Annotated in this window: 13 protein-coding genes and 1 pseudogene; all 14 read right to left on the bottom strand. The window is 37.4% G+C overall.

Annotated features, from left to right (window positions below; genetic code table 11):
• Positions 1–362: pseudogene (locus Q0507_RS07800) on the bottom strand (proline--tRNA ligase); the annotation flags it as partial.
• Positions 356–1,441 (bottom strand): flavodoxin-dependent (E)-4-hydroxy-3-methylbut-2-enyl-diphosphate synthase, encoded by a 1,086-nt coding sequence (gene ispG, locus Q0507_RS07795; RefSeq protein ID WP_298714779.1) that lies wholly within the window; start codon positions 1,439–1,441, stop codon positions 356–358. The pseudogene Q0507_RS07800 and the gene ispG, both read right to left, overlap by 7 nt.
• 18 nt (positions 1,442–1,459) lie before the next feature.
• Positions 1,460–2,476 carry an RIP metalloprotease RseP gene (gene rseP / locus Q0507_RS07790; protein ID WP_298714776.1) on the bottom strand — a complete coding sequence of 339 codons (1,017 nt, stop codon included), beginning with the start codon at positions 2,474–2,476 and terminating at the stop codon, positions 1,460–1,462.
• An 8-nt stretch (positions 2,477–2,484) separates the two neighbouring features.
• Entirely contained in the window at positions 2,485–3,630 is a 1,146-nt protein-coding gene (locus Q0507_RS07785) for a 1-deoxy-D-xylulose-5-phosphate reductoisomerase (protein ID WP_298714773.1), read from the bottom strand.
• Between the two features lie 18 nt (positions 3,631–3,648).
• Positions 3,649–4,473, bottom strand: coding sequence for a phosphatidate cytidylyltransferase (locus Q0507_RS07780; protein ID WP_298714770.1), 825 nt, complete (start codon positions 4,471–4,473; stop codon positions 3,649–3,651).
• A 3-nt stretch (positions 4,474–4,476) separates the two neighbouring features.
• A complete protein-coding gene (locus tag Q0507_RS07775; protein ID WP_298714767.1) occupies positions 4,477–5,241 on the bottom strand; it encodes an isoprenyl transferase in 765 nt (254 codons plus the stop codon).
• A complete protein-coding gene (locus Q0507_RS07770) occupies positions 5,222–5,473 on the bottom strand; it encodes a hypothetical protein (protein WP_298714764.1) in 252 nt (83 codons plus the stop codon). Before Q0507_RS07770 ends, Q0507_RS07775 begins: the two co-directional genes overlap by 20 nt.
• On the bottom strand, positions 5,473–6,033 hold the full coding sequence (gene frr / locus Q0507_RS07765) for a ribosome recycling factor (protein WP_298714761.1): 561 nt from the start codon (positions 6,031–6,033) through the stop codon (positions 5,473–5,475). Before frr ends, Q0507_RS07770 begins: the two co-directional genes overlap by 1 nt.
• Positions 6,034–6,038: 5 nt before the next feature.
• Positions 6,039–6,764 (bottom strand): UMP kinase, encoded by a 726-nt coding sequence (pyrH, locus tag Q0507_RS07760; protein ID WP_024066541.1) that lies wholly within the window; start codon positions 6,762–6,764, stop codon positions 6,039–6,041.
• Positions 6,765–6,826: 62 nt separating this feature from the next.
• Positions 6,827–7,507, bottom strand: coding sequence for a translation elongation factor Ts (tsf, locus tag Q0507_RS07755; RefSeq protein ID WP_298714758.1), 681 nt, complete (start codon positions 7,505–7,507; stop codon positions 6,827–6,829).
• A 98-nt stretch (positions 7,508–7,605) separates the two neighbouring features.
• The gene (gene rpsB / locus Q0507_RS07750) at positions 7,606–8,358 is read right to left on the bottom strand and encodes a 30S ribosomal protein S2 (RefSeq protein ID WP_298714755.1); all 753 of its coding nucleotides are present in this window, start codon (positions 8,356–8,358) and stop codon (positions 7,606–7,608) included.
• A 268-nt stretch (positions 8,359–8,626) separates the two neighbouring features.
• Entirely contained in the window at positions 8,627–9,277 is a 651-nt protein-coding gene (rpe, locus tag Q0507_RS07745) for a ribulose-phosphate 3-epimerase (RefSeq protein ID WP_298714752.1), read from the bottom strand.
• Between the two features lies 1 nt (position 9,278).
• Positions 9,279–10,142: a ribosome small subunit-dependent GTPase A gene (gene rsgA / locus Q0507_RS07740; protein ID WP_298714749.1), complete on the bottom strand. Its 864-nt coding sequence runs from the start codon at positions 10,140–10,142 to the stop codon at positions 9,279–9,281.
• Between the two features lie 8 nt (positions 10,143–10,150).
• Positions 10,151–11,455: PASTA domain-containing protein (locus tag Q0507_RS07735; RefSeq protein WP_298714746.1), on the bottom strand; the 1,305-nt coding region annotated here is incomplete at its 5' end.

Below are 11,455 nucleotides of genomic sequence, written 5' to 3'. Positions count from 1 at the left end.
TCATTTTTAACGAGGGTTGTAATCATTTCTTCATGTGTTGGTCCTAGACAGAACTCATTATCATGACGATCATTAATACGCATCATTTCTGCGCCATATGCCTTCCAACGGCCAGACTCTTTCCAAATTTCTGCAGGCTGTAAAATTGGCATCATAATTTCTTGCGCACTAGCACGATCCATTTCTTCACGTACAATGGCTTCAATCTTTTTAATACTTCTCCACCCCAATGGTAAAAAGCTATATAAACCATTTGCAGTTTTACGCATAAAACCAGCACGAAGCATGAGCTGTTGGCTTACTACATCAGCATCAGATGGAACCTCACGTAATGTAGGTGCATATAATTTAGTGGCTAACATAAAGACTCCTCATCTAAATTTTCTAAATATTGGTCAATTTCTCTAAACAATGTATCTACTAATTCGGCTTCTGGTACAGTCTTAATAACTTTCCCTTTACGGAAAATAATACCTTGACCATCACCACCAGCAATACCAAAGTCAGCCTCACGAGCTTCCCCTGGACCATTTACAACACACCCCATAACGGCAACCTTAATTGGTGCTTTAATAGATGCTAAACGTTCTTCTACGATACCAGCCATATCAAACAAGTTTACTTGGCAGCGACCACATGTAGGACAAGATATCATAGTGGCTCCAAAGTTTCGTAATCCTAAACTACTTAAAATACTGCGCCCAACTTCAATTTCGTGAATTGGATCACCAGTTAAGGATACCCGTAAGGTATCACCGATACCATCGAGAAGCAAAGCACCAATACCCATAGCAGATTTAATAGTGCCTTGTTTAATAGTACCAGCTTCTGTAACACCTAAATGTAAGGGATAAGGAATCTTATCGGATAATTTACGATATGCTTCTACCATTAGAGGCACTTCCGTGGCTTTAATGGATAATTTCATTTGACGATAATCAAGTTTCTCTAGAATTCTTACGTGTTCTAAAGCTGTTTCAACCATACCATCCGCTGTAGGATGACCGCCATGAGCATCGAGAATATGCTTTGGTAAAGACCCTGCATTAACACCTATGCGAATTGGGATTTGTTTAGGTTTTGCCTTTTCAATAACGGCTAATACCTTATCTTCACCACCAATATTACCTGGGTTGATGCGCAATCCATCAACATTATTTTCAATAGCTTCTAAAGCTAATCTATAATCAAAGTGAATATCAGCAATCAAAGGAATTGAAATGCCAGCTCTAACAGCTTTTAAAGCCTTTGCAGATGCCATTGTAGGGACTGCAACACGAACCAGTTCACAACCAGCCTCTGCTAAACGATTAATTTCTGCAATTGCCTTCTCCGTATGTACTGGATCTGTAGTAATCATAGATTGAATACTTACTGGTGCATAATCTCCAATTTTAACTGTACCTACATAGATACCATTTGTTGGTTTACGTACAATCATTGTAATCTCCCATCTGTCCTATAGTAAGCGGAAAATATCCTGCGTTGTTACATATAAGAACAATGCTACCATTAAGGCAACCCCAACCATTTGAATATACATGAGAGCTTTAGCAGGTAATCTACGACCTGTTATAGCTTCCGCTAAGATAATAATCAAATGACCACCATCTAATACAGGTAATGGTAAAAGATTAATAACCCCTAAATTAATACTGAGGAATGCAGCAAAACTTAATAGTGGAGCAAAACCAGATTGTGCAATAGTACCAGCCATTTGAGAAATACCTACTGGTCCAGATAGTTCAGCTGTTTGTGTACCACGAATCATATCGTAAATGCCACTGACCATAGCAACAATAGTTTGCCCTGTCCGGCTAACAGCAAGGCTCAAAGATTCACCAATACTATAAGTTTCACGAGTAAAACTAGGATAAATGCCAATTCTAGGACTATCTTGTTCCATTTTAGGTATTACCGTAGTCTCGATAGTTTGGCCTTCGCGCTCTACAACAATAGTCACACCGTGGTTTGCTGTACCTTGTAAGCTAGGGCGAATATCATCCCAAGTAGTAATTTTTTTGCCATCGATAGTAATAATTCTATCGTTTGCTTGTAAATGAGCCTGTTCTGCTGAACTACCCGCAATGATGTTACCAATAACTGGTTCATTTGTATAGGTAAGATTTCCTACAGTCACATTAAGGCCAAAGAAAAGTACAATGGCCAATATAAAGTTGAATACAGCCCCTGCGGAAATAACGATAAATTTTTTCCACGCAGGTTTATTATAAAAGGAGCGCTCATTAAGAGGCTCATCAGGTGTCATACCAGCAATACGATTAAATCCGCCAAGAGGAATTATACGAATAGAATATAAAGTTTCCCCTTTTTTTACTTTAAATATGGCTGGTCCAAAACCTATAGCAAATTCATCAACTTGCATACCTGACATCTTAGCTGTAATAAAATGGCCTAACTCATGAATAAACACGATTAAACCAAATACAAATATTGTGGCTAATGCCGTAATCATATATTCTCCTATAACATCAACGATGTAGCCTTTTCACGGGCCCATCTGTCGATGGATAATAAATTGTCTAACGTAAAGTCATCTTCTGATCCCATAGATTCAAGAACAGAAGTAACGACTTTATAAATATCACCAAAGGCGATTTTATCTTCTAAAAAGGCATATACTGCCGTTTCATTGGCTGCATTAAATACAGCTGGTTTAAATCCACTAGCACGCCCTACCTCATAAGCAAGTCGAAGCGCAGGGAAATCGTTATATCGTGGAGGTAAAAACTCCAATTGTAGAGCTTGAGTAAAATCAAGATGATTCATACGTAAAGCTTCACGTTTTGGATAAGTTAAAGCATATTGAATAGGCTCACGCATATCTGGATTTCCCATTTGCGCTAATATCGCACCATCCTTCATACGAATCATAGAATGAACGATACTTTGAGGATGTACTACTACATCAATATGATCAAAATCGAAACCAAATAACCAGTGAGCTTCTATTACCTCTAATCCTTTATTGAATAAGGAGGCAGAGTCTATAGTTATTTTATTGCCCATATTCCAGGTAGGATGTCGCAAACAGTCTGCAGCAGTTGCAGTTTGAATCTTACTAGAGTCCCATGTACGTAAAGGGCCACCAGAAGCAGTAACAATTAAAGAATCAACATTGTCACGACCTTGCCCTTCTAAACACTGAAATATAGCACTATGTTCACTATCAATAGGTAAAATTTGAACCCCGTGTTCTTTAGCTAGCGACGTAATTAGTGGGCCCCCAGCAACAAGAGTTTCTTTATTAGCAAGACCTATAGTCTTCCCTTTTTTTATAGCTTCTACTGTGGGCTCAATACCTGCAGCACCTACAATAGCAGTAATAACCATCGTAGCTTCTTGAATCGTTGCCGCTGCAATAAGGGCTTCCTTACCACCTAATAATTTTGTAGGACCTGTATAACGTGTTTGTAATTCCTTAAACGCACTTTCATCTACAAGACCTGCTACTAAAGGTTCATATTTTTTAATTTGATATTCTAAGAGGTCAATATTATGATGTGCCACTAAGGCAACCACCTTGAATTGATCTGGATGCTGAGACACCACATCAAGCGTCTGTGTACCGATTGAGCCAGTACTGCCAATAATACTTAGGTATTTCATAAGTGTACCTCTATAAAACTAATACGAGAATAGCAATATATAGACTAATGTAATGGGAGCTGCAAATAATAAGCTATCGAAGCGATCCAATACACCGCCATGACCTGGTAATAATGTTCCAGAATCTTTCACATTACATAATCGTTTAATCTTTGATTCAAACAAATCACCTAATGGTGCTAATATACCGCTAATCATGCCTACATGGATACCCATCCACCAAGGAATACCAACGATAAATGAAAATACTACGCCTGTAAAAATACAACCAATAAAGCCACCAATAAAGCCTTCCAGTGTTTTATTAGGACTAATTGATGGTACTATTTTTCGTTTACCAAAGGCGCGACCTGCAAAATAAGCAAAGGTATCACTAGCCCATGTAGTAAACAATAATAGCCAAAGTGTAATTGTTCCCCAATTATGCAGTTCAAAAGGCATTGATAAAGACATGTAAATTGAATCATGACGAATCATGAGCAATGAATTCATGCCAATACCAAGATAGAGTAATCCAAATACACTGAAAGATACACTAGTTATAGAATATTTACTTTCACCAAATGTACACAACATATAATTAGCGAATAAACTTAATACTAAAATAGCTATAGCTATAATATACTGATGACATGCAAAAGCAATCATTAGCAATAAAATGCTAATATAGCCCCATATAATAGATATCCGAACACGTTTAGCTTTACCAAGTAATACAAACTCACGCCACCCTAATAAAGCTAAAAGTGTAATTAGAACATCATATATAGGTCCGCCTAATGTAATGGCCCCTAAGGCAATAATAAAACCTATAACAGCGGTAATAACACGTGTTTTTAACATTTTTTATTCCTCATCACTTAAGCCACCAAATCGGCGTTCTCGTTTCTGATATACCGCAACAGCTTCTAATAAAGTTTCCTTAGTGAAATCTGGCCAATGCAAATCAGTAAACCAAAATTCAGCATATGCTAGTTGCCATAACAAGAAGTTACTAATTCTAAAATCACTACTCGGACGAATTAACAGATCTACATCACTAAACTCTTTAGTGAATAAGTGCGAACTTACATATTCTTCAGTAATATTGTCCATTGTAATAGTACCATCCACAACAGAATTTGTAATGTCTCGGATAGTTCTAACTATTTCATCACGCCCACCATAGTTAATCGCTAACTGTAAAGTAAGGCCTGTATTATTCTTAGTTAATAATTCTGCATCGCGAATGATTTCTTGAAGTTCTTCTGAAAGAGCCCCAATAAAACCAATAAATCGAATGCGTACATTATGTTCATGCATATACTTAACATTATTGTTTAAGTATTCTTTTATGAGAGCCATAAGTAAAGAAACTTCCTGTTCAGGACGCTTCCAGTTCTCAGTAGAGAAACCATATACCGTAAGAGCTCTAATTCCAATTTCATCTGCAGTCATAACAATTTGCTTTAATACGTCTGCACCAGCACGATGACCCATAGAGCGAGGCATCCCTCTACGTTTAGCCCAACGTCCATTCCCATCCATAATAATAGCAACATGTTTTGGAATTACATTGCTATCAATGACAGGCGTATCAGATTGTTTACGGTTAAATAATTTCTTTAACATAGTCTACCTCGTCAGAATTTCCGAAGTCGCTGGCAATCATTGGTCTATATAATAGTATATGTAAACACTCATCAACCTTTGTAATACGTGATACATAAAATCCTTCATCCGCAATTTCAAAAAAGCGATTAAAAGATCCTCCAATCATTACCTTAAAAGGAATATGGGCAGCTTGCAAACAAGACTTTGCAAGCTGCCATGGTATTCCAATAAGAATATTAGAATCTAACATTATACTTCTAATACGTCCTTTTCTTTTACTGCTTTTAACTCATCGATTTGCTTAACTTTAGCATCGGTAAGCTTTTGAATTTCATCTAAACCGTTTTTAGCATCATCTTCAGTAATTGTTTTAGCTTTTTCTTCTTTTTTCAATGCATCATTTACATCACGACGAATGTTGCGTACTGCAACTTTTGCATCTTCAGCTTTTTTATGAACTACTTTAACAATTTCTTTACGTCGCTCCTCAGTTAATTGAGGAATAGTCAAACGAATTTGTGCACCATCATTACCAGGATTTAAACCTAAATCAGATTGTAAAATTGCTTTTTCAATAGCACCAATCATCGTTTTATCCCAAGGCGCAACAACAATCATGCGAGGCTCAGGCACGGAAATATTCGCAACTTGATTAATTGGAGATGGACTACCATAGTAGTCAACCATTACTTTATCAAGCAATGCTACGCTAGCACGGCCTGTACGAATAGATGCGAATTCATGTTTTAAAGCCTCAATAGACTTATTCATGCGTTCTTCTGCTTGTTGCAACAATTCTTTGATTTCCATATGAATTATTCTCCTCGAACTATAGTCCCGATTTCTTCACCTTTAGCGGCTTTTGTAATATTACCAGGAATGTCCATGCTAAATACAATAATAGGAATATTGTTATCTTTACATAAAGTCGTAGATGTAGCATCCATAACTTTCAATTCTTTTGTAATGATGTCATTATATGTTAATTCATCAAATTTTACGGCATTAGGATTCGTTTTAGGATCGGAATCATATACACCATCAGCAAATTTCTTCGCCATCAAAATTGCATCAGCTTCAATTTCAGCAGCCCGTAATGCAGCCGTTGTATCAGTAGAGAAGTATGGTTTTCCAAGACCTGCACCAAAGATTACGATGCGTTTTTTCTCTAAGTGACGAATAGCGCGACGACGAATATAAGGTTCTGCAATTTCTTGCATTTCAATAGCTGTTTGAACACGTGTATCTACGCCAGCTTGCTCTAATGCATCCTGCAATGCTAAGGAGTTCATCACTGTTGCTAGCATCCCCATATAGTCAGCAGTAGCACGATCCATACCTTGATTGCTACCAGCTAAACCTCTCCATAGATTACCGCCACCAACAACAATTGCGATTTCTAAATCAGTGGATTTTGCTAAAGCAGCAATTTCTTTTGCAAATTCTTCGACAACATCTGGATTAATACCAAAACCTTGTTCACCTGCTAATGCTTCACCACTCAACTTCAAAACAATACGTCGAAAGTTTCTCTTTGCCATATTTTTACTCCTCTATTGCAAAATAAGAGAACACTGTACGGTGTTCTCTTATTGTTTATTAATTATTTACCAACAGATGCCATTACTTCAGCTACGAAGTCATCTTGGCGTTTTTCAATGCCTTCACCTAAACCATAGCGAACAAAACGACGTACGTTGATGTTTTCACCGATTTTTGCAATACTTTCATTAATGATGTCTGTAACAGTTTTGTCGCCATCTTTAATGAATACTTGTTCTAATAGGCAGTTTTCTTTATAGAATTTTTCAATTCGACCAGCAACCATTTTTTCCAAAACAGCTTCAGGTTTTGGTTTACGGCCAGCTTTAACGTCTTCTTCAGCTTCTACTTTAGCTTGTTCTAACAATACTTGTTTTTCGTGTTCAATTACTTCAGCAGGAACTTCTTCACGATTCAAGTATGTAGGATTTACAGCTGCGATTTGCATTGCGATGTCGCGTGCCAAGTTTTGAAAATCATCAGTTTTAGCAACGAAGTCAGTTTCGCAGTTAACTTCTACTAAAACGCCGATACGACCACCAGCGTGGATGTAGGATTGTACTACACCTTCAGCTGCAATACGACCAGCTTTTTTAGCTGCTGCAGCCAAACCTTTTTCACGAAGAAGGTCAACCGCTTTATCGATATTACCGTCAGTTTCAACCAATGCTTTTTTAGCGTCCATCATACCTGCGCCAGTCATGTCGCGCAATTCTTTTACCAAAGCAGCAGTAATTGCCATTATTTTGTTCCTCCTAGTATTAATTAAGGTAAGGATATAGTCCTTACCCCAATTATATATGTTATAGATTTATCTTTCAAATGCTAATACGACAACGATTAAGCCTTACCGTCTCGAACCATTTCAGCGGAATCAGCTACCATGTTATCTAATGCTTCTTCGAAGGATTCGCCTTGACGACCTTCAAGAACAGCATCAGCCATTTTACCAGCCAACAATTTAACAGCGCGGATAGCGTCATCATTTGCTGGAATTGGGAAATCAACTTCATCTGGGTCGCAGTTAGTGTCAACTGTTGCAACTACAGGAATACCCAATTTTTTAGCTTCTGCAATAGCGATTTTTTCTTTTTTAGGATCAACTACGAAAAGAGCACCTGGCATTTTAGGCATATCTTTGATACCGCCAAGGTATTTTTCCAATTTTTCCATTTCATGACGAAGACCGATAACTTCTTTTTTAGGCAATATTTCGAAAGTACCATCTTCTGCCATTGCTTCCAATTGTTTTAAACGTTTAATACGAGTTTCAATTGTTTTGAAGTTAGTCAACATGCCGCCCAACCAACGTTCGTTAACGAAGAACATGTTAGCGCGGATAGCTTCTTCTTTAATAGCTTCTTGAGCTTGTTTTTTAGTACCTACGAACAAGATTACTTCGCCTTGGGAAGCAACTTCGCGTAAGAAAGAGTAAGCTTCTTCTACTTTTTTAACTGTTTTAGACAAGTCAATAATATAAATACCATTGCGCTCAGTGAAGATGAATTTCGCCATTTTAGGATTCCATCTTCTAGTCTGATGACCAAAGTGTACACCAGCCTCTAATAATTGTTTCATTGATACTACTGCCATTGTGGCACCTCCTGTTAATTAACCTCCGCCGCTTCATCCTTCGGGTCACCCAAAATTAGGCACAGTACCGAAGTCCACTGACGTGCATATTTTTCATACCTAATAATTTTAACAAAAAAATAGGGTAAAAGCAAGCAAGGAGTGAGGATTTCTTAAAGAATTCCTCACTCCTTATTTTAATTAAATTTACTTCAGTATTTTTATCATCGATATAATAAATCTATCTTTAAATTTATTTCATAAATCAGTATACCTAAAGCTAAATTATTTAATTATTGCGAATAGATTCAATCATACTTACACGATCTTCAGCACCAAACACTGCAGAACCAGCAACTAAAACTGTAGCCCCCGCTCTTTTAATCGGTACACAAGTGATATCATTAATACCACCGTCTACCTCGATGACTGCCGTTGTATTATCTACTTCTTCTAACAAAATCTTAGCTTGTTTGACTTTTTTTATAGCATTCTTAATAAAAGATTGCCCCCCAAAGCCTGGATTTACAGACATAATTAAGATCATGTCTAAATCTGCAGCCACATCTTCTAGTACAGCTACAGGGGTACTAGGGTTTAGTGCAACACCAGCTTTCATGCCACATTGTTTAATATGTTGAATCAAACGATGCATATGAGGTACGGTTTCTTGGTGAAATGTAAAATATTCTACACCAATTTTTGCAAATTCTTCAACATAATCATTAGGATTTGTAACCATTAGATGCACATCAAATGGAAGTTTTGTATATGGGCGAATCGCTTTCACAATAGGTGCACCAAAAGTTAAATTTGGAACAAAGTGTCCATCCATGATGTCAATATGTAATAAGTCAGCCCCCGCTGATTCAATAGATTTTAATTCTTCGCTTAATGTCGCAAAATTTGCGGACAGCATAGATGGTGCAATTTTAATCATATTAAAACCTCTTTCGTTGACTTTCTATATCATTACGTATAGACATGTAAGCATCATATCGTCCACGATGAATATGACCAGTGTCTAGAGCCGCTTTAATCCCACAAATAGGTTCATGTTCATGATAGCAAGGATTAAATTTACAAGTATCAACATACTCACCAAATTCTGGAAATAATGTAGGCAATCGTTCAAGGGATACATCATTGAATTCAATAGCACTAAAACCAGGTGTATCCATGATAAATGAATCTGCATCCAAACTATATAAAGATGCGTGGCGCGTAGTATGTTTACCGCGCTTAATCTTGTCACTTACCTCGCCTGTTTGAAAGGCAAATTTTGGATCTACCGCATTTAAAAGACTACTTTTACCAACACCAGATGGTCCTGCAAAAGCCGTTACCTTATGTTGAAGCACATGACGTAAATCCTCGATCCCTGTCATATTATATGTGGATGTCATCAAAACCTCATAACCGATTGATTTATATAGATCAACCATGGCTTCCGTCTCTGAATCCATCAAGTCACATTTATTAATACATAGAATAATAGGAATATCCGCATGTTCAATCATAACGAGCATTTTATTAAGTAAAAGTTCATTGATATCTGGTTCATGGGCTGCTACAACCAATACGACTTGATCGATGTTAGCGACTGCGGGACGAACCATCGAATTATGGCGTTCGTGGATGGATTCAACGAACCCATCCTCCGAAATCGTAACTCGGTCACCCACAAGTAAACTATAGCGACCTTGCTTAAGTCTGCCACGAACCTTACATTCATGTATAGTACTCGTATCATCTTGTATATAAAAGTACCCATTCATATTTTTGACAACAATGCCTGTAATCATAGTACCTCTTATAATGCAGTCTCTTGTACTAATGCACCATTGAGATATACCTCAATACGTACATTACCTACACCGGACACTTTTCGAACGACACGATCACCAGGTTTATTAGTATCATCATAAATTACGGTGGAGCCTTCATCGTCTTTTACGACAATTTTAAGTTCTTGATTTTTAGAACCAGCTGGTACAGTAACGTCTATAGTACCAGTTGTTTTATTACTACTGCTTCCGTCTTTTTTGTCGGATTTCTTTTTATCATCTTTGAACTCAGTAGTAAGATTTAATGTGGAACCTTCATCGATTTCATCGCCAGCTTTTATACTTTGCTCTATAACGACAGATTTTTCTTCCACAGATCCCGCTACTTGGTTTACTCCTAGATGAGCATTACTCAATGTATCACGAGCATCTTTCAATGTCATTCCTACAAGATTAGGTACTTTAACTTTTTTAGCTTTCGCTTTATTTACAACGATATCAATTGTGGTACCTTTAGACACTTTAGAGTCTCCAGAAGGACTTTGAGCGATAATAACGCCGTCTTTTTTACCATCTACAGATTGCTGAGTTATTTTACCCACAACTAAGCCTAAGTCCTTAAGTCGTTGACGAGCTTGATCTACCGTTAAATCAGATAAATCCGGTACCGTAATATCGCCTACACCTTTGGAAACAACGAGGTGAATCGTACGTTGTTCTTTAACCTTTTCCCCTGCACCAGGAGTCTGGGAAATAACTTGACCAGCTGGCACATCAGGATTAGTAACTTCACTTGTAGACACACGTAAATGTTTATCTTCTAAGATATTTTTAGCAACAGAAACCTGCTTACCCACCACATTAGGTACATCTACTGTAGTATTACTCCAGAAGTTGCCATAGCTTAAGAAAGCACCTAAAAATGCTACTAAAAAAATAACAGCAGCACCTAGAACGATGTATTTTTGTGGAATCGATGCAATTTTACTTAACATACTCTTCTTTTTGCCCTCGCCTTTATGCTCTTCTTGAATAGTACTGAGATCTTCAAGTGCTTCAGGATCAACAGCAGGAATCATTTGTGTAGCAAAGTCATATGGTTCATGACGTTGTGTTTTCCCCATCGTAAAGCCTTGAGATAATCGTAAATCACTGATCATATCAGAAATAGAATCAAATCGATCTGCAGGATTTTTAGATAATGCCTTCATAACAACAGCCTCTAAAAGCTGCGGAATCGATGGATTATATCGAGTTGGAGGATCTACTTTCTCACGAACATGTTTTAATGCTACTGCAATTGGCGTTTCCCCTTCAAATGGTACACGACC

Source organism: uncultured Veillonella sp. (assembly GCF_938010505.1).
In the GTDB taxonomy this organism is placed as follows: domain Bacteria; phylum Bacillota; class Negativicutes; order Veillonellales; family Veillonellaceae; genus Veillonella.
This window is presented reverse-complemented; position numbering and strand designations above follow the sequence as displayed.

Excerpts from the sequence above, each read along its gene's own strand:
- ispG (WP_298714779.1), bottom strand. The coding sequence starts at position 1,441 with ATGATTGTACGTAAACCAACAAATGGTATCTATGTAGGTACAGTTAAA.
- rseP (WP_298714776.1), bottom strand. The coding sequence starts at position 2,476 with ATGATTACGGCATTAGCCACAATATTTGTATTTGGTTTAATCGTGTTT.
- Q0507_RS07785 (WP_298714773.1), bottom strand. The coding sequence starts at position 3,630 with ATGAAATACCTAAGTATTATTGGCAGTACTGGCTCAATCGGTACACAG.
- Q0507_RS07780 (WP_298714770.1), bottom strand. The coding sequence starts at position 4,473 with ATGTTAAAAACACGTGTTATTACCGCTGTTATAGGTTTTATTATTGCC.
- Q0507_RS07775 (WP_298714767.1), bottom strand. The coding sequence starts at position 5,241 with ATGTTAAAGAAATTATTTAACCGTAAACAATCTGATACGCCTGTCATT.
- Q0507_RS07770 (WP_298714764.1), bottom strand. The coding sequence starts at position 5,473 with ATGTTAGATTCTAATATTCTTATTGGAATACCATGGCAGCTTGCAAAG.
- frr (WP_298714761.1), bottom strand. The coding sequence starts at position 6,033 with ATGGAAATCAAAGAATTGTTGCAACAAGCAGAAGAACGCATGAATAAG.
- pyrH (WP_024066541.1), bottom strand. The coding sequence starts at position 6,764 with ATGGCAAAGAGAAACTTTCGACGTATTGTTTTGAAGTTGAGTGGTGAA.
- tsf (WP_298714758.1), bottom strand. The coding sequence starts at position 7,507 with ATGGCAATTACTGCTGCTTTGGTAAAAGAATTGCGCGACATGACTGGC.
- rpsB (WP_298714755.1), bottom strand. The coding sequence starts at position 8,358 with ATGGCAGTAGTATCAATGAAACAATTATTAGAGGCTGGTGTACACTTT.
- rpe (WP_298714752.1), bottom strand. The coding sequence starts at position 9,277 with ATGATTAAAATTGCACCATCTATGCTGTCCGCAAATTTTGCGACATTA.
- rsgA (WP_298714749.1), bottom strand. The coding sequence starts at position 10,142 with ATGATTACAGGCATTGTTGTCAAAAATATGAATGGGTACTTTTATATA.